The following is a 17,235-nucleotide window of genomic DNA, read 5'->3' on the forward strand; positions in this document are numbered from 1 at the left end:
GGTGGATCAATAATGGACATGAGCCGTCAAACCGAGCCGGAGTATACTCACTGGCAAATTTTGCTTTTGCGTGATGCGCTGGAAGCTTACCGGCGTTTCACGCCCGACGAAGAAACCGGTAGACGCCCTCTGAGCTGGAATGCTCTACGGGAAAGAGTGGCCGTCTATACAGATGTGGAGTTCGGCAAAGATGATCTCAGGCAGTTCGTTGAGGGTAAGAAGCAAGGACATGCCAACTTCCGCGTCCCCCAGGCTCATAGGCTGCGAGCCATATTCGATTTCTTGTCGGATGAGAATATTGCGATTTTAACACCCGAGGAGTTGGATCAAGCGAATTTTGTCGGCGTGCATGCTCCATTGCACTTGGCGCGATATCTCGTGAGCCTGTCGACACCTGATCCGGTAGCGTTTCCTAGGTCGTTGGTTGGGCAATATGATACGATTGCACGAACTGATGGAAGTGTTGTGGAAAAGCACATGCAAATCAGTTTTGACGGGCGGGGGTTTGCGTCCGTTGATGAGACGCATGAATTTTACCATGTCAATCTTCCGTCTGGCGAGCTAACTGAAGGACGGCTGAAGAGGAAGATTTCATTGAGGCGCAGGCCGGATGCTAGAATTCGGCACAATGGCTGGGCGCTTGTAACGCCGGAAGACAATCTTCTGATGTTCATGAAATCTGCGGACACGAGGGAAAATCATTTCTGGAAACTGGCTGTGGAGCATTCAATATGGGAGGGTGAGCCCGTAACTGATCTCTTACTGAACAAGTTTGACTGGCCTTTATTCCTGGAGAAGGAGGCTACGACCGGCGAGGCGGTCGGCCTTTCCGCAAAGAACGCAGCATCGAATACGTGGCATTTCACAAGACGAGGCGATCTCTGAAATGGAGAATGATCCGAGAAAGTCCCGCGCGAGCCACGCACAAGAATCCGCTAGCGCTGCCGTCAGCGAGCAGACATTGGTCGAGTTCTTCTCCGCAGCGCGGACGGGAAGCCGCAAAAAAATAGAGGCGCTACTATATTCGGGTGTTTCGCCAAATCTTGCTGAGCCAAGCACCGGTTTTACACTATTGCATTATATCTCTTCGAGAGGAATTACGGCGGGGCTGAACACGTTGCTTCGGCGTTACGAATTCGATCACCTGGTGCGGGATCATTTAGGGCGACTGCCTTCGGAACTCGCGGCGACCGTTGCTGAGGACTTCCGTCTAGCAGATCGTCTGCGAACGCTTGAGATCGAGCAAGCCGACCGCAATGGCGTTACTTTGACATATCGCCCGCGCCCGCCTATTTCCGAGGGCTGAATTTCCCTGCAAACGCCCAGACCGCAGGGCTCTGCGGATCGTAGTACTCGACACGCTGCAAGATCATCGGGTGGTAACCTGACCAGATTACGAGCTGGCGCTTGTGCGCGTCGCTGCGCGCAAAATATCGTGTGATCTCATCCGGCGACAACAGATCGAACATCTGGACAGATGCTTGCCGCCCCGACACGCCCTCGGAGAGTTGCTTGGTTGCGACATCGCTCTGCGTGGCAACCTCGACCGGAGCCTTGCCGAGCCTTCGCGCGATATACTCACTTGTGGCGACATCGTTGACGCCGAAGGCCTGAAAGATACCAGCATTGGCGGTGAAGCTCTCCCATCGCTCTTTGTAGAGCGCTTTGCCTTGACCCCAGTCTTGTACGATTACCCAGAGTTTCAGGCCGAATCCCGCGACCTGAGCAATAGCGTCTTCAAGCGCCCGCATCCGGCCCAGAGAGGCGAATTCATCGAGGATCATTAGGGCAGGCGGCGCAGCAGGCCGTGAGGGCGTGCGTTCGACGCTATCGAGCATCTGATAGATGAACATGCGCAGCCAGCGCGCGCAGCTTGTCAGCCGTCCCGCTGGCAGGCAAAGGTAAATGCTCAGGCCATGTTCATGCGTCTTGAGTTCATCAAGGCTGAAATCATGGCCCGAGAGAACGCGGTGCATCGCCTTGTAGTCCAGAAACTTCGTGTGACGACGCACAGTCGATAGCACGCTGGATCGTTCGCTATCGCCCTTGTCATAGAAATCCCGCGCCGCGCCTTCGATGGCGAGCGCCACAGGATTGAATTCGTCATGCTCCTTTAGCCGTTCGGCATTGGACAGCATCGCGTATTCAATCTTGCAGAAACCTTCGAGGTCGGGGTCGAGCGCAGCGCGCGGCTCCGCAATCAACGCGTCACGAATGAGCGTCCGGACGGTAATGAGGTTGCGGGCTCCGGCAAATTCACTCGCGGTTACGATATGAAGGATCAAGCCCTCGATGAAGTTGCGGGCGCTCTCGTCCCAATGCGGTTCTTTCTGATCGGGGCTCGCGATGACCAGTGCATCCGCGATTAGGCCCGCATCCTCGATGATGGTATCGGAGTCTGGATCGAGGACAGATAGCGGGTTGTAGCTGGTGCGGTACTTGGCAACATCCGGTGCGCAGCGTTCAAAGGGATCGAGGATGCAGACCTTCTGCCCGAGACGCGCGCGCTGCGCCGCCGTGATGCTGGCCAGCTCCGCTTTGGGATCGGTGCACATCACCGGCCCACGATAGCACAGCAGGTTCCCGATGATCGCGACCGACTTGCCGCCGCGCGATCCGGCAACTGTCATGAGGTGCCGGTCGTCGGCAATGCCGATGAGCCGGTCACCGACAGCACCGACAAGTATCTTGTCGCCAGGGTTGTCGGGATCGTACCCAAGCGTCTGGCTCGCGACGACCGAGGCGGTGTCTGCCCACTGCGCATGAGGGGCGGCCTGATAACGCTTGGCGAGGCCTTTCACGCCCCGAGGCAGGTCGTCCTGAAGGAAGTCCTTAGTCGTCATAAGCGGGCGAATCCAAATATCGTTTCCCAAGGGTTACACGATTTTCCCGCTTCCCGCGTCTGTAGTACAAGATCGCGCTTGTAATACACGGTGACGAAATGCTTGTATTACGGCGAAATCGGAGTCGTTAGAGCGAACGCAAGATGTGTGTTGTACTACAACACCATCTTGGCAAGGGGGCCACTGCGCGCCCCCGTTGCATCCCCCAGGCCGTGGCTCTTTCAGGGCATTGAGCCCGTTCCAGAGCCAGCAGGCCGTATCGCCGGTCAACCACTCGCAGGGCTTGGAGACGTCCCTCTCCACCTGCACCGAACCATGGATCAAAGGGCGTATCGCCGCCCCTTGAAACCCACTCGCAAAGGAGCCTTCGACGCTCCCCTGCACCCCATCGACTTGGCGAGCGTTCCTGCCCCCAAGACCCATGACCACTTCATGGAGACAACTTCATCGAGACCCTGGAAGGGAGCTTTCGCGCTACCCTTGCCCTGGACCCATCCCACCGACTTGGGGTCGTCTGCCCCAAGACCCCGACCATGTCCGCCAAGAGCCACCTTGTCAGGACGCCGCGTCAGGACCGACCGACGCCTCCAGCACGTGTGGATATCTCGACATTTTGCGCCAGCCGGTGATGCATACCACAACCAGTGCTGCTAGTGTGAGCAGCAAAATGGGAGTCGTTGAGCAGTGAACGCTGTCGAGATTGAAGAAGCAATATCCGCCCTGGCCGAGCAACCGTTCGATGCCGAGGAGTTCCCGTTCGCGTTCCTGGAAGCGTTCGGCAATAAGGCTACCACGATCAAGCGACTCCGCTCCGGCGCATCGAATAAGTCGGACATCGGCGGCGTGCTCCAGACAAACCATATCCACATCAAGGTTTGCCCCGAGGGTCAGGTCACCGACGCGATCCGCGAGCTACGAGACAGCTCCGCGACTAAGAATGCCCGTAACCGCGTGAAGTACATCCTCGCCACGGACGGCGTCACGCTAGAGGCCGAAGACCTCTTGTCGGACGAGCCGCCGATCGTCACGCCGTTCAAATACTTCCCGGATCGCTTCGGTTTTTTTCTGCCACTAGCGGGCATCAGCACAGTCAAGCAAATCCGAGAGAGTGCATTCGACATCAGGGCGACACGCCGCCTAAACAACCTTTATGTCGAGCTTTTGAAGGATAACCCCGAATGGGGCGCCGCCGATCGTCGTCATGACATGAACCACTTCATGGCGCGATTGATCTTCTGTTTCTTCGCCGAGGATACCGAAATCTTCGAGAAGGAGGATCAGTTCACCGCCACGGTCAAGCAGATGAGCGCACCCGACAGCTCGAACACGCATGAGGTGATCAGCACGCTCTTCCTCGCCATGAACACGAAGGCGGCAGATCGTGACACCGCGGGTTTGCCGCGATGGGCAAGCAGCCTGCCGTATGTGAATGGCGGGCTCTTTTCTGAAAGCGTGGACGTGCCGCGCTTCAGCAAGATTGCGCGCTCTTACCTTCTCCATATCGGCAATCTCGATTGGAAAAAGGTCAACCCCGACATCTTCGGTTCGATGATTCAGGCCGTGGCGGATGACGACGAACGTAGCGCGCTCGGGATGCATTACACGAGCGTTCCGAACATTCTGAAGGTGCTCAACCCGCTTTTCCTCAACGACCTGCGTGAGAAGCTTGATGAGGCGGAGGAAAACCACCGAAAACTCCTCAACCTGCGCAACCGAATGTCCAAGATCAGAGTCTTCGACCCGGCATGCGGTTCCGGCAACTTTCTCGTGATCGCATACAAGGAGATGCGGGCGATCGAAGCCGAGATCAATAAGCGGCGGGGTGAACCTGACGCTCGCTCAGCAATACCGCTCACCAATTTCAGAGGAATCGAGCTTCGTGATTTCTCGGCTGAGGTCGCACGCTTGGCGCTGATTATTGCCGAGTATCAATGCGACGTGCTCTATCGTGGTCAAAAAGAGGCCCTTCGAGATTTTTTACCACTCGACGCTATGAATTGGATCACCTGCGGCAACGCGCTGCGGCTCGATTGGTTGAGCATCTGCCCACCTACGGGAACGGGAGTAAAAATGCATGGCGATGATTTGTTCAGCACGCCACTTGATCAGGCTGAAATTGACTTCGAGAACGAGGGAGGCGAAACATACATCTGCGGTAACCCGCCATATTATGGTGGAAAGCTTCAGTCTGATGAACAAAAAGAAGACCTGGAGCTAACATTTCGCTCGACAAGGGTGAACTGGAAGTCACTCGACTACGTAGCGGGATGGTTCTTTAAATCTGCACAGTTTGCATCGCGTCTGGACGCTCATGCCGCGTTGGTGAGTACGAATTCGATCTGTCAAGGGCAACAAGTTCCAGTGCTCTGGCCGACCTTGAATTCTCAAGGCGTGTGCATTCGGTTTGCTCACACTTCATTTCGCTGGGCGAATCTAGCTACACACAACGCCGTTGTTACCGTTGCAATTGTTGGGTTAAGCCCCGCGAATAAAACTTACAAAAAGCACTTGTTTTCAATCTCAGAGGATGGCGGTACGATCTCGCGCGAGGTCGCCAACATAAATCCATATCTTGTTGCAGCGCCTGACGTGATCGTCGAAGCCAACTCGAAGCCAAACAACAATCTACCGCCCATGGTATTTGGAAACATGCCGCGAGACGCAGGCCATCTCTTGTTATCGCCGAACGAGCGAGATGAACTTTTGTCTGAAGATCAGCGGTCGGAGAAGTATATATTTGATTTTCGGGGGTCGGACGACTTTATACATGGAAAACAGAGATATTGCCTTTGGATTTCAGACAAGGACCGGGATGAGGTCAGAAAGATTGATGGGATAAGAGATCGACTGGAATTGGTTGCGAGTGCCCGCAAGCAGATGAAAGCTGCTTCAACTCAGAAGTTTTCTTCTCGTCCTCATCGGTTTGTGCAGATTCAGGGCGTCGCCAAGCGGCAGTCAATTATAATTCCGCGCCACACTTCCGAGCGAAGATCGTACCTTCCCGTCGGCCTACTAGATTCAAAATCGATCGTCGCGGACAGTGCTCTTGCCATTTATGATGCGCCGCTTTGGTGCTTGTCCATCATTGCATCTCGACTTCACCGCGTTTGGATCGCATCCGTGTGCGGTAAAATCAAAACGGATTTCAGGTATTCCAATACTATTGGTTGGAATGCGTTCCCTATACCAAGTCTAAGCGGGAAAAATAAAGAGGATCTTACCTTCACAGCGCAAGAAATTCTTCTGGCGCGAGAGACCCATTTCCCGGCCTCCATCGGGAAGCTCTACAATCCGGATGAAATGCCCGCTGATTTGGTTGCGGCGCACGACCACAATGATGAGGTTTTGGAGCGCGCTTATATCGGCAGGCGCTTCCGAAACGATACTGAGCGCCTAGAGAAGCTATTCTCTCTTTATTCAGATGGCTCTAATCCTGCGGTCCCGAGGGCGTCAGGTAACTTTGTAGGAGAGCGAGAGCAAGGATGATAGCGGTTGACAGCATACGGCAACCTACTGACCGGACGACAGCTCAGGCGCTGAACAAGATTCTCCGAGATTCACCTCCCGCAGAGATGGATATCGCTGCTGCATACATTACTGGGAGTGGAATGCGTGACTTGATCAAGGTTTTCGAGAACGCATTGGGCAAAAACCACAGCACAATGGCGTGTCGGTGGCTCACCTCCTTTGATTATTGCAGAACCGAACCGATCGCCTTGGAGGCGATACGGTCTCTACCGAATTCGAGCGTAAGAATATTTGATGCGGAATTCTGTCTTTCGCGGGAGTGCACCCCCAGGGTGCCGTTTCATCCAAAAGCCTTTTTTGTTCGAAACTCGGATTATGAATATTTACTCGCTGGGTCTGGAAATATTTCGCGATCTGGGCTTGCACGTGGCTATGAGGCAGGGCTTTCCGTCGGCATTGACCTCAAGGCCACCCCCAAGAAATCGAGTGCCTTTCGGTCGATGCAGCAGTCTCGGAAATGGTTCGATGCCGCATGGGGCGGAGCGTTACCCCTGAGCGACAAAATCCTATCAAGGTATACTAGCATCTTTGAGAGTGTTGATAGGCAGAAAAGCCCAGCTATCACTGAAGATGATATTGCTTCTGATCATCCCACCAACGGGGCGCTTAGGAATGCAGACTTACAGAAGCTTCGAATCTGTCGAAATTTTTGGATTGAAGCTGGCAATATAACAAAGAATCGCGGCCCCAATTTGCCGGGAAATCAACTGATGATGAAACGGTTGACGCGAGTTTATTTCGGGTTTCCCCCGACAGTGGCTCCAGAGAATTCAGCAATTGGCACGGTGGAGCTATCTTTTGGTGGAGGTGATTTTGACGATTACTCTGTTACCTACAGCGACAACAAGATGGACAAACTAGTTCTGCCGATACCTGGTGCGGATGGACCAGCTAGCTATGATCAGAAGAACCTCATTTTTAGGAATGTGGCACCTGGAAGGTTCGAGCTTAGCATTGGTTCTGATGCGGATAAGAAGGGGTGGCTAAGGAATAGTAAGAAGATTGATGCTAATTTTGCCATGAAAGGCGGAAGAAAATGGGGAGTATTTTAATGAGTGATAAAGTCGTTCCATCCGTAGCTGTTGACTACGCTCAGACTGGCAGCTCCACAAAGTCGAACGAGCTTGGCATGCGGCCTATGCAGGAGCGCGCCTATGAGAAGCGCGGCGAGCAGTATCTCCTGATCAAGTCGCCGCCTGCTTCGGGCAAGAGCCGCGCGCTCATGTTCATCGCGCTCGACAAGCTCCAGAATCAGGGCATCCGCAAGGCGATCATCACTGTGCCGGAGAAGTCGATCGGATCGAGCTTCGCCGATGAGCCTTTGGCGAAGTTCGGCTTCTGGTCCGATTGGCATGTCGAGCCGAAATGGAACCTGTGCAACGCGCCAGGCGAAGATGGCAGCAAGGCTGCCTCGGTGGGGAGTTTCCTCAACAGCGCTGATCAGGTTTTGGTTTGCCCGCACGCGACCTTCCGAAATGCCGTCGAGAAGTTCGGGGTTGAAGCGTTCGATGATTGCCTTGTCGCCGTAGACGAGTTTCACCATGTCTCGGCCAACCCCGACAACAAGCTGGGCGCGCAACTCGCCGAGCTGATTGCGCGCGACAAGGTGCATGTCGTCGCCATGACGGGATCATACTTCCGTGGCGACGCCGAGCCTGTGCTGCTTCCCCATGACGAGGCGCGGTTCGAGACGGTGACCTACACCTATTATGAACAGCTTAACGGCTACAAGTACCTGAAGACACTCGATATCGGCTATTATTTCTACACCGGACCATATTCTGACGACATCCTGAAGGTGCTCGATCCGAGCGAGAAGACCATCATTCACATCCCTTCGGTCAATTCGCGCGAGAGCACGAAGGACAAGATCAGGGAAGTCGAGCACATCATCGAGGAGCTGGGCGAGTGGCAAGGGACCGACCCGGCCACGGGCTTCCAGCTTGTGAAGACCTCCGATGGCCGCGTGCTGCGCATCGCCGATCTTGTCGATGATGATGCCAAGCGGGAAAAGGTGTCTGCGGCACTCAAAGACCCGACGCAGAAGAACAACCGCGACTATGTGGACATCATCATCGCGCTCGGCATGGCCAAAGAAGGCTTCGATTGGATTTGGTGCGAGCATGCGCTGACCGTCGGCTACCGCGCCAGCCTTACAGAAATCGTGCAAATCATTGGCCGTGCCACTCGTGATGCCGAGGGTAAGACACGCGCCCGCTTCACAAACCTGATTGCCGAACCCGACGCTTCCGAAGAAGCCGTCACCGAAGCCGTCAACGACACGCTCAAAGCGATCGCGGCGAGCTTGCTTATGGAGCAGGTGCTCGCCCCGCGTTTCAACTTCACTCCGAAGGCTCAAGCCAGCGGGCCGCAGGAAGGCTTCGACTATGGAGAGGGTGGATACAAGGAAGGCGAATGCAATGTCGGCTTCAACGAAGATAGCGGTCAATTCCAGATCGAGATAAAGGGTCTTGCCGAACCGAAGAGTAAGGAAGCTGAGCGTATCTGCCAGCAAGACCTCAATGAGGTAATCGCTGCCTTCGCCCAGGACAAAACCGCTGTCGAGCGTGGCCTTTTCGATGAAGAGCTGGTTCCAGAGGAACTGACTCAGGTGCGCATGGGCAAGATCATCAAGGACAAATACCCAGAGCTGGATGAAGAGGATCAAGAAGCAGTCCGGCAGCACGCAATCGCTGCGTTGAACCTGACACAGAAGGCCAAAGAAGTTGCGCTTGGCAATGACGACGACGAGTCTGAGAAGGGCAATACGGCGTTCACCGACGGCGTACGCAAGTTCGCTATGGATGTCCGCGAGCTGGATATTGACCTAATTGACCGGATCAACCCGTTTGCCGAAGCCTACGCCATTCTCGCCAAGACGATGAGCGAGGAAAGCCTGAAGCAGGTTCAGGCGATCATTTCGGCAAAGAAGGTGCAGCTCACACCTGAGGAAGCCCGCGATCTCGCTCGCCGTGCCGTCAAATTCAAGCAGGAACGCGGGAGGCTTCCGTCCATCACGTCGCCGGATGCTTGGGAACGGAAGATGGCGGAAGGTGTGGCGTTCCTCGCCCGCATGAAGGCGGAGGCCGCCAATGGCTAAGCAGTTCACCGAAGAAGATGACGCCCTTCTCGCCGAGCTGGGTGTCGAGGTCGAAGAAAAGAAGACCGCAGCCCGGACCCCACGAGAGGAACGGATCATCGCAGGCTTCGAAGAAATCCAGCGTTTCGTGGACGAGCATGGCCGATCGCCGCAACATGGTGAGGACCGCGATATCTTTGAACGGCTATACGCGGTGCGCCTAGATCGCATCGGCGAGCAGCAGGATTGCATGGAACTGGTCGAGCCTCTTGATCATCAAGGGCTTCTGAGCGGTGCGCAGCCCGTTCCGGTCAACGAGGAAGAACTTGACGATGATGCGTTGCTCGCTGAACTGGGTATCGAGGCCGAAGTATCACCCTTGACCGAGCTGAAGCATGTTCGATCCAGCGCGGAGAAGAGAGCCGCTGAAGAAGTGGCGGGCCGTGAGAGATGCGAGGACTTCGAGACCTTCAAGCCGCTGTTCGAGCAGGTTCAGAAGGAACTCGAGTCCGGCCTGAGGGAGACGCGCCCCTTCGAGATGAAGGCAGAAATCGAGAAAGGGCGTTTCTTCATTGTTGGTGGGCAGAAGGCATACGTGGCCGAGATCGGCGAAATGACGTTGACCGATCAAGGCCGAACCGACGCCAGGCTCCGGGTGATCTTTGACAACGGAACGGAGAGCAACATGCTTATGCGTTCCCTTCAGCGCGCGCTGAACAAGGACGAAGCAGGAAGACGCATCACCGATCCGACTGCTGGTCCGCTCTTCTCTGATGACATGATCGACGCCGACGAGGCCAGCGGCACTATCTATGTATTGCGCAGCAAGTCCGATCACCCGCTCGTCGCCGACAACCGCAAGCTTGTACACAAAATCGGCGTTACGAACATGAGCGTGGAGAAGAGGATCGCTGGTGCTCGCCTCCAACCCACTTTCCTCATGTCGGATGTAGAGGTTGTTGCGACCTACGATCTCTACAATATCAATCGCACCAAACTTGAAAATCTAATCCACCGCATCTTCGCTCCTGCGAAGCTGGATATTCAGATCAACGATCGCTTCGGCAATCCAGTGGTGCCGCGCGAGTGGTTTCTTGTGCCGCTGAATGTTGTAGACGAAGCAGTTGAGCGGATAAAGGATGGAACAATTGGGGGATTCTATTACGATGTGAACAACGCACGGCTAGAGAGACGTGCCTAGAAAAAAAGAGAATGTGCACGCGTGGCATGCGCATTTTCGGTTGAGAGGTAGAGCTTGAAGCATGCAGAACTCATAAATCAATTCCGTGATGAAATTTCGCGACTGGTTACCGAAGTGGAGTCAGCCGTCGCAATGGGACATCTCGATATCAATAAGATATCTGAAGATGTTGCATGTGGACTCTTTCGCGAGCTGTACGGATTCAGTCACTTGCGAAACCTCAATGACGAAGAGGCCATGAACTTTCCTGGAATAGACTTGGCCGATGACGAAGCTCGCGTCGCCATTCAGGTTACATCCGATAAGTCACTTGAAAAAGTCAAGAGCACGATCCAGAAAATATTGGATCACAAACTTTACGAAAGATATGATCGCTTCATTATTTATAATCTGACGCGGAAACAATCCAGCTATTCTGATCAAGCGGTTGCGGCAATTTCTGGCGACAAAATCACTTTTGACGCACGCACCGACATATTAGATTTCAAAGACTTGTCCACGAAGGCGGCACAAGCCGAACCACGCCAGTTGAAAGCTGCTCTCGACCTCCTTCTGGTCTATACTCGTGGACATGACGTTGGCCTAGCCGACGAGGACTTTGATCCGCCGCAAGAACCTCCCGAGAGCTTGGCGATGAATCTCGTAGAGGTGTTCTTCCCCCCGAGGCTCTTTATCGCGGAAATTCGGGCAGAGGCTTTGAAAGGGAAGAAGGGCGCCAAGATCAGAAACCAAAGGAAAGCGGTCAAGGAGTTTTGTCGAGGAAAAGATCAACCCGTTCCATCTGATTTTGAAGCGAGTGGAGGTCGTCTTATTACTTTTCATGATCTTGATGCCGGGGAAAGTCCGTTCAGGCAGGTGATTGAAGAGGGCACTGTCGAAGAGTTTGCCCCGATCGACTACTATGGGGTTGACGAAGATCACGAACGGGTTTTCAAATCACTGCTGCGTTTTACCCTTCAACAGAAGTTACACAAGCATGATGTGATGTGGCAGCATCATGAGAAGATATTCATTTTTCTTCCGCGTAGTGCTGGACAAAGAAAGCGAACTGAAAATTGGACAGGGCAGAAAGTGTCCTCGCGTATGGTTTTCGAACGCAAGTTTAAGAGAGAGAAAAAAGATGAGGTGCTTTCATCACGGCATCTGGCCTTCAGCGTAGATTTCATTCAGTTGGACGATCGCTGGTACGTAGTTGTCACGCCAGATTGGTTTTTTAGCTACGGCGACGAATACCGTCGTTCGCGCTATGGGGACAAACTCCTTAGCGGCTTGAAGAGGATGGAAAAGAATCGATCGGTCTATGATCAGTTTCGGTTTATTGCTTCCTGGCTTGAAGATATTGACGGGCAAGACTTGTTTTCGGATCAGAATGCGTCTGGACCTACATTGAGTTTTGCATCACCGCTCAAACTTACAGGAGCCAGACCTCTCGATGAAAAGCTGTGGGAGCCATTGCAGGCGGAAGAACCTGATGCGTTGCAGGAAAGGTTTGGCACCCTGTGAAGTTAGAATTTGTGAATGAGCCAAGACTGATCTTCGCTCGCGGCGACCATGTATGTCCGCGTAGGGGAATTTCAGCCTATGGGGTTTATGATGGAACCCAAGAGACGAGACGCAATGAAATATACGTTGGAGGAGTTGGCTCTTCAGAATGTATGGAGATGCTAGAAGCTTGGCTTGGAAGGTGTAGGGAAGGAATTGATGCGCCTCCAGATACGAAGCAAGAAAACCTAAAACTTAGGTTCTGTGGCTTTAGCAAAGAAAGTGGCTTCGGCGCAGATATCCGTTTTTCCGGTGATCTGACGCGCCCGATCAAAAATTCAGATATACAGCGGGTCGTGGCAATTAAGTCACGGACGGAGCGTATTAATGCGGCGATCGAACTCTACTATGAGAATGTAAAATTTCTTGCTCAGAACCGACACGTTGATGTAATCGTCTGTGTAATACCCGAGGAACTGTACAGAGTAGTTTCCACAGATAAAGAGACTAGTGACGATGTCCTCGACGCAGAGTCGGATGATCGTGAGCTAAATTTTCGTCGCGCCTTGAAGGCCCGGTCAATGTCTTTGGGTAAACCGCTCCAGTTGATCCGGAATGTTAATCTGGACGAGAGAAAATCGGCTGGGCAGCAAGATGATGCGACGAAAGCATGGAATTTCTGTACTGCACTCTATTACAAGTCAGGCCCAACAATCCCCTGGAAGCTCGAACAGGATAGCTCGCGAACGACATCTTGCGCGGTCGGTATTGCGTTCTATCGTAGTCGTGATCGACAGTCTTTGTGCACGAGTCTTGCTCAAATTTTCGACGAGCTGGGCAATGGCCTTATCCTTCGTGGGACGCCAGTCCATATAGACAAAGATGACCGAGTGCCTAAGCTTTCTTCTCAACAAGCTTATGACCTGATCTCGGCGGCGCTCAAAGAGTACCGTGTCGCTCTTCGGACTTTTCCTGCACGGCTTGTCGTTCATAAGTCTTCAAATTTTACAGGTGAAGAAATTGCGGGAATCGAAGGGGCGGTTCAAGATGCTCATGTCGACTCTGTTGACTTCATTACGGTTTTAGATTCCAGACTTCGGCTATTCCGCGATGGGAATTATCCGCCCTTCAGAGGTACCCTGGCTCGTGTAGATCGGGATCGCCTACTTCTCTATACGAGGGGTTCGGTCTGGTATTATCAAACCTATCCTGGGCTATATGTACCGCAGCCGATCGAGTTGCGTGTTCAGAAATCTGAAGAGTCACCGATGTTTCTCGCGAGGGAGGTACTTGGCCTGACCAAAATGAACTGGAATAATACGCAGTTCGACGGTAAATACCCCGTCACGCTTGGTTGCGCTAGAAAGGTGGGCGAGATCATGAAGTACCTCGAAGAGCATGATACTCCGCAAGTGCGCTACGGCTTTTATATGTGAAAAACTCAAGCGCCACCGTATTCAGATACTACCAGGATGATAACTTTTTAGCGCACTCATTACGTGTCGGGCTGTTGTGAACCGAGCCAGCCTGCGGCGGTCTCGGCCATTCGGCTTCCATCCCTTGCGCATCATAGGCCAGCCCTGACGGGCTGACGCTTTCTTTCTTTGATTGGGGCCTGCGGCCCCGTCCTCCGTCAAGACCAAGCCCTCCGCATGTGCTGCGGGCGCAGCCAGCGGTCTCCCCGTCCTTCCGCGCTTCGCTTGTGCAGGACGGGTGATCCCCCTCCGCTGTCTGCGGTCCTGACGGTCTCCCCCCGCTCATTGGCGCGGGCCTAGTCCGGTTGCATGTGCAACCGGCTTTAAAAGGAGAAAGGGCCAATGAAACAGGACATTTACCAGAAAGTTACAGACAAGATCATTGCTGATCTGGAGCAAGGCGAACTGACATGGCACAAGCCATGGTCCGCCGGAAACATGGACGGGCGGATCATCAAGCCGCTGCGCCATAACGGCATGGCATACAGCGGAATTAATGTGCTGATGCTTTGGGGCGCGGCCATGGAAGGCGGCTATCTGTCGCCGTTCTGGATGACCTACCGCCAAGCCAAGGAATATGGCGCGCATGTGCGCAAGGGCGAGCGCGGCAATCTTGTTGTCTACGCCAACACCATCACCAAGACCGAAGAGCAGGACGACGGCAGCGAGGAAGAGCGCAAAATCCCGTTTATGAGGGGCTATAGCGTCTTTAACGTCGAGCAGATCGAAGGGCTGCCGGAGCATTTCTATACCAAGCCCAAGCCGGTCATCGACCCCGCGCAACGGATCGACCATGCCGAAGCATTCTTTACCGCCACGGGCGCGGATATCCGCAGCGGCGGGAACAGAGCATATTACAGCGGCGGCAGCGATCATGTGCAGATGCCGCATTTCGAGAGCTTCCGCAGCCCCGAAGCCTACTATGCAACCCTTGCCCATGAGCTGACCCACTGGACGAAGCACGAAAAGCGCCTTGACCGTGAATTCGGGCGCAAGCGATGGGGCGATGAAGGCTATGCCCGCGAAGAGCTGGTCGCCGAGCTTGGCGCGGCATTCCTTTGTGCCGATCTGACCCTGACGCCCGAGCCTGGCACCGATCGCGCCGCCTATATCCAGAGCTGGCTCAAGGTCTTGAAGAACGACAAGCGCGCCATTTTCAGCGCCGCCGCCCATGCGCAGCGTGCAGCGGATTTCCTGCACGGCTTGCAGCCTGTGATTGAGGAACCCCAGCAGCAGGAAGGAGCCGCCGCGTAAGCGGCGGCTTCGGCCACAAAATTTCGGCTGGCCTCACGGCCAGCCTCTGGTTTGAAGCTTTCTGTATTTGCTCAGGTTGACTGAGTAATCTGGCAGAAGGGCAAACTTGCCATCGGTTTGATAAGTGTGTAAAATACTCAGTATGACTGAGCGAAGCACGTCACATCTAAACCGCCTTGAACAGGACCTCCCCGAAGGGCTGGTCGTCGATGCGGCGTGGCTCGAACAGCGCGGCATCGCCAGCAACCTGCGCTCTTACTACGTCAAGCACGGTTGGCTGGAACAGCCTGCGCGCGGTGTCTACCGCCGTCCGCGCGGCTCTCTGGGGTGGCAGCAGGTGGTCATATCCCTTCAAACCTTGCTGCAAGTTCCGCTGATCGTCGGCGGACGCACGGCGCTAGAGCTACAGGGCTTCGCCCACTATCTCACGCACGAAACCAAGACGATCCACTTGCACGGGCCAGAGAAGCCGCCGCACTGGCTTTCCAAACTCGGCATGCCGCAACGCTTCGTCTACCGGAACAGCGCAACCCTGTTTCACAATGATCCGATCAGTTTCGGCCTTGGGAGCCTTGCCTGGAATACAGAGCAGAACGAGGGCCGCGATCTTGAGCGCCTTCAAGGCGGGAGCCTTGAGAGAATGACTTGGGGGCAATGGGACTGGCCGCTTACCCTGTCAAAGCCGGAACGCGCCTATCTTGAAATGCTCGACGAACTGCCGCGTCATGAGAGCTTTCACCAGGCGGACATGATCATGCAGGGCGCAGCGAACCTGAGCCCCCGCCGCCTGACAAAGCTCTTGGGCGATTGCCGGAGCGTTAAGGTCAAGCGGCTGTTTTTCTTTTTTGCGGACCGGCACGGTCATGCGTGGCGCAAGCGACTCGATCCCGACGATTTCGATCTCGGCAAGGGGAAGCGGATGCTCGTCAAGGGCGGACGCCTTGATCCGGTATACCAGATCACCGTACCGGAGGACCTTGATGGCATTTGAAGAACGATATCAGCAACAAGTCCGGCTGCTCATGCGGCTCTTGCCTATTGTGGCGCGCGAGGATTGCTTTGCGCTCAAGGGCGGAACCGCAATCAACCTGTTTGTCCGTGATCTGCCGCGCCTGTCCGTTGATATCGACCTGATGTACCTGCCGATGCACGGAAGGCCGGATGCGCTCGCTGGCATCGACGCCGCGATGAAACGGATCGCGGAAAGCGCCCAGAAAGAGATACCAGGCGCCCGCGTGACGCCGAACACCAATGACGGAACGGTACTGCGCTTGCTCGTCGCCGCCGACCGTACACAGGTCAAGATCGAGGTGTCGCCGGTCCTGCGCGGCGTCGTCAAGGAGCCCCGCGTCCAGCCTGTTGTCGCGGAGGTCGAAGATGCCTTCGGCTTTGCCGAAACGAATGTGGTTTCCTTCGAGGACCTTTACGCGGGGAAGCTGGTGGCTGCTCTGGATCGACAGCACCCGCGCGATCTGTTCGACGTGCGCGACCTGTTTGCCAACGAAGGGCTGACAGATGAGCTGCGGAAGACGTTTCTGGTCTATCTGCTGAGCCACAACCGTCCGATGGGGGAGGTGCTTTCTGGACGCGTCAAGAACCTTGCCGACGAATACAGGGACGGGTTCGAGGGCATGACCGAGACCACCGTACCAATAGAAGAGCTGGTCGCGACACAAAAACGCCTGATCGCCGAATTGATCGGGCAAATGCCTGCCGAGCATCGCGCCTTCCTGATAGGTTTTGAGCGCGGAGACCCCGATTGGTCACTTCTCGGCATCCCCCATGCGAGCGAGTTACCAGCCGTTCGCTGGCGACAGCGGAATCTTGACGGCTTGCCCCCTGAAAAGCGGGCCGAACTCGTGTCCCTCTTGCAGCAATCACTCGACACCAAGGACTGACCTTTCCAACGCCGGAGAGCGGTGCAACCCGCCAGCGGCGGGCTGCGCGAAGCGCTAGGGCTTGAAGCGTGATCGTGCCGCCGGTCTGGCATGGCAGCCCATGGCGCGTTCGATGTTTTCGAGGCTCGCCAGAATATTGCGGCGATCCGGTGTGTCGGGTTCGGTTTCAATCAAAAGCATCGAAAAGAGCTGGTGCAGTTCGCCGAGTTCCTGGGCCGTCAGGCCGTGTAGTTCGTGCGTGGTGAGAAGCGTGATCATGTAATTCTCCTTTTCCGTTTGCGACCCGACCAATTCGGGCCTTCTCGGGATCAGGAGGCGCAGAACGCGGCTGTAATCGGACACCCTCGGGCGCAACGTAGTGGAGCAGGCACACCGCCTTGGCCGCATGCGCAGCCCTTTCTGCCATTCATGATTTCAGGAAGCGCCGATGGACGGGGCGGGAGAAATGGGGAATTGCATGGTCAACGCTGATCAG

13 protein-coding genes are annotated in these 17,235 nt (G+C 54.9%); 11 read left to right on the top strand and 2 right to left on the bottom strand.

The window, feature by feature from the left end:
* Window positions 1–18 precede the first annotated feature (18 nt).
* Both BMZ25_RS20485 and BMZ25_RS20490 read left to right on the top strand, forming a co-directional pair.
* Window positions 19–885, top strand: a complete 867-nt coding sequence (locus BMZ25_RS20485) for a hypothetical protein (protein WP_143071533.1) — start codon at window positions 19–21, stop codon at window positions 883–885.
* Window position 886: 1 nt separating this feature from the next.
* The gene (locus BMZ25_RS20490) at window positions 887–1,306 is read left to right on the top strand and encodes a hypothetical protein (RefSeq protein ID WP_143071534.1); all 420 of its coding nucleotides are present in this window, start codon (window positions 887–889) and stop codon (window positions 1,304–1,306) included.
* Here BMZ25_RS20490 and BMZ25_RS13295 read toward each other — a convergent pair.
* The gene (locus tag BMZ25_RS13295; protein ID WP_092694371.1) at window positions 1,290–2,843 is read right to left on the bottom strand and encodes a type IV secretory system conjugative DNA transfer family protein; all 1,554 of its coding nucleotides are present in this window, start codon (window positions 2,841–2,843) and stop codon (window positions 1,290–1,292) included. The genes BMZ25_RS20490 and BMZ25_RS13295 overlap by 17 nt on opposite strands.
* A gap of 684 nt (window positions 2,844–3,527) precedes the next feature.
* Here BMZ25_RS13295 and BMZ25_RS13300 point away from each other — a divergent pair.
* From BMZ25_RS13300 to BMZ25_RS13330, 9 genes are all read left to right on the top strand, one after another.
* The gene (locus tag BMZ25_RS13300; RefSeq protein WP_235859871.1) at window positions 3,528–6,329 is read left to right on the top strand and encodes a class I SAM-dependent DNA methyltransferase; all 2,802 of its coding nucleotides are present in this window, start codon (window positions 3,528–3,530) and stop codon (window positions 6,327–6,329) included.
* A 122-nt stretch (window positions 6,330–6,451) separates the two neighbouring features.
* Window positions 6,452–7,423: a hypothetical protein gene (locus BMZ25_RS20495; protein ID WP_143071535.1), complete on the top strand. Its 972-nt coding sequence runs from the start codon at window positions 6,452–6,454 to the stop codon at window positions 7,421–7,423.
* The gene (locus BMZ25_RS13305; RefSeq protein WP_092694373.1) at window positions 7,423–9,471 is read left to right on the top strand and encodes a pseudomurein-binding repeat-containing protein; all 2,049 of its coding nucleotides are present in this window, start codon (window positions 7,423–7,425) and stop codon (window positions 9,469–9,471) included. The genes BMZ25_RS20495 and BMZ25_RS13305 overlap by 1 nt, the downstream gene beginning before the upstream one ends.
* Window positions 9,464–10,651 (top strand): GIY-YIG nuclease family protein, encoded by a 1,188-nt coding sequence (locus BMZ25_RS13310; protein WP_092694375.1) that lies wholly within the window; start codon window positions 9,464–9,466, stop codon window positions 10,649–10,651. Before BMZ25_RS13305 ends, BMZ25_RS13310 begins: the two co-directional genes overlap by 8 nt.
* Before the next feature lie 54 nt (window positions 10,652–10,705).
* The gene (locus tag BMZ25_RS20500; protein ID WP_143071536.1) at window positions 10,706–12,154 is read left to right on the top strand and encodes an SMEK domain-containing protein; all 1,449 of its coding nucleotides are present in this window, start codon (window positions 10,706–10,708) and stop codon (window positions 12,152–12,154) included.
* A gap of 158 nt (window positions 12,155–12,312) precedes the next feature.
* Entirely contained in the window at window positions 12,313–13,569 is a 1,257-nt protein-coding gene (locus tag BMZ25_RS13315; protein ID WP_218142543.1) for an argonaute/piwi family protein, read from the top strand.
* A 381-nt stretch (window positions 13,570–13,950) separates the two neighbouring features.
* A complete protein-coding gene (locus BMZ25_RS13320; protein ID WP_092694379.1) occupies window positions 13,951–14,862 on the top strand; it encodes an ArdC family protein in 912 nt (303 codons plus the stop codon).
* Window positions 14,863–15,004: 142 nt separating this feature from the next.
* Window positions 15,005–15,853 carry a type IV toxin-antitoxin system AbiEi family antitoxin domain-containing protein gene (locus tag BMZ25_RS13325; protein WP_092694381.1) on the top strand — a complete coding sequence of 283 codons (849 nt, stop codon included), beginning with the start codon at window positions 15,005–15,007 and terminating at the stop codon, window positions 15,851–15,853.
* The gene (locus tag BMZ25_RS13330) at window positions 15,843–16,760 is read left to right on the top strand and encodes a nucleotidyl transferase AbiEii/AbiGii toxin family protein (RefSeq protein ID WP_092694382.1); all 918 of its coding nucleotides are present in this window, start codon (window positions 15,843–15,845) and stop codon (window positions 16,758–16,760) included. Before BMZ25_RS13325 ends, BMZ25_RS13330 begins: the two co-directional genes overlap by 11 nt.
* Window positions 16,761–16,814: 54 nt before the next feature.
* On the opposite strand, the gene BMZ25_RS13335 is transcribed toward BMZ25_RS13330, so the two are convergent.
* A complete protein-coding gene (locus tag BMZ25_RS13335) occupies window positions 16,815–17,018 on the bottom strand; it encodes a hypothetical protein (protein WP_092694384.1) in 204 nt (67 codons plus the stop codon).
* Window positions 17,019–17,235: the final 217 nt, after the last annotated feature.

It is taken from the genome of Tranquillimonas rosea (genome assembly GCF_900111315.1).
GTDB classification, from domain to species: Bacteria; Pseudomonadota; Alphaproteobacteria; order Rhodobacterales; family Rhodobacteraceae; genus Tranquillimonas; species Tranquillimonas rosea.

Coding starts and splice junctions, on each gene's coding strand:
- BMZ25_RS20485 (WP_143071533.1), top strand. CDS start 19: ATGAGCCGTCAAACCGAGCCGGAGTATACTCACTGGCAAATTTTGCTT.
- BMZ25_RS20490 (WP_143071534.1), top strand. CDS start 887: ATGGAGAATGATCCGAGAAAGTCCCGCGCGAGCCACGCACAAGAATCC.
- BMZ25_RS13295 (WP_092694371.1), bottom strand. CDS start 2,843: ATGACGACTAAGGACTTCCTTCAGGACGACCTGCCTCGGGGCGTGAAA.
- BMZ25_RS20495 (WP_143071535.1), top strand. CDS start 6,452: ATGCGTGACTTGATCAAGGTTTTCGAGAACGCATTGGGCAAAAACCAC.
- BMZ25_RS13305 (WP_092694373.1), top strand. CDS start 7,423: ATGAGTGATAAAGTCGTTCCATCCGTAGCTGTTGACTACGCTCAGACT.
- BMZ25_RS13310 (WP_092694375.1), top strand. CDS start 9,464: ATGGCTAAGCAGTTCACCGAAGAAGATGACGCCCTTCTCGCCGAGCTG.
- BMZ25_RS13315 (WP_218142543.1), top strand. CDS start 12,313: ATGCTAGAAGCTTGGCTTGGAAGGTGTAGGGAAGGAATTGATGCGCCT.
- BMZ25_RS13320 (WP_092694379.1), top strand. CDS start 13,951: ATGAAACAGGACATTTACCAGAAAGTTACAGACAAGATCATTGCTGAT.
- BMZ25_RS13325 (WP_092694381.1), top strand. CDS start 15,005: ATGACTGAGCGAAGCACGTCACATCTAAACCGCCTTGAACAGGACCTC.
- BMZ25_RS13330 (WP_092694382.1), top strand. CDS start 15,843: ATGGCATTTGAAGAACGATATCAGCAACAAGTCCGGCTGCTCATGCGG.
- BMZ25_RS13335 (WP_092694384.1), bottom strand. CDS start 17,018: ATGATCACGCTTCTCACCACGCACGAACTACACGGCCTGACGGCCCAG.